Source organism: Kitasatospora misakiensis (genome assembly GCF_042656005.1).
Lineage (GTDB): Bacteria > Actinomycetota > Actinomycetes > Streptomycetales > Streptomycetaceae > Kitasatospora > Kitasatospora misakiensis.
Genome location: NZ_JBHSOF010000143.1, coordinates 1 through 785, shown reverse-complemented (window position 1 = coordinate 785; position 785 = coordinate 1). Strand labels below are relative to the sequence as shown.

The 785-nt window shown below is 73.8% G+C and carries 1 protein-coding gene; it reads left to right on the top strand.

Annotation, left to right across the window (positions count from 1 at the left end):
- A partial coding sequence (locus ACFP3U_RS36960) for a pirin family protein (protein WP_380230160.1) occupies nucleotides 1-785 on the top strand: 785 nt, incomplete at both ends.

Genomic DNA, 785 nt, shown 5'->3' with positions numbered 1-785 from the left:
TTCGTGGACCACTACGGTCCGGACGACATCGCGGACGAGCCGGGCATGCAGGTGCCGCCGCACCCCCACATGGGCCTGCAGACCGTCAGCTGGCTGCACGCCGGCGAGGTGCTGCACCGCGACAGCCTCGGCAGCCTGCAGACCGTCCGCCCGCGCGAACTCGGCCTGATGACCTCGGGCCGGGCGATCTCCCACTCCGAGGAATCGCCCCGCCCGCACGCCCGCCTCCTGCACGGCGCCCAGCTCTGGGTCGCCCTCCCCGAGGCCCACCGCCACCGCGAACCCGCCTTCGAACACCACGCCGACCTGCCCACCGTCACCGCCCCGGGCCTGTCCGCCACCGTCATCCTCGGCACCCTCGACGGCGCCACCTCCCCCGGCACCACCCACACCCCCCTCGTCGGCGCCGACCTCACCCTCACCGCCGGCACCGACCTGCGCCTGCCCCTCGACCCCGACTTCGAGTACGCCGTCCTCACCATGTCCGGCCACACCACCGTGGACGGCGTCCCCCTCGCCCCCGGCGCCATGCTCTACCTCGGCACCGGCCGCCCCCACCTCCCCCTCCACGCCGACACCGACGCCACCTTCCTCCTCCTCGGCGGCGAACCCTTCGCCGAAAAGCTCGTCATGTGGTGGAACTTCATCGCCCGCACCGGCGACGAGATCCTCCAGGCCCGCAACGACTGGGAAACCGGCACCCGCTTCGGCCAAGTCCACGGCTACGACGGCGCCCGCCTCCACGCCCCCACCCTCCCCGACATCCCCCTCAAGGCCCGCGGCCG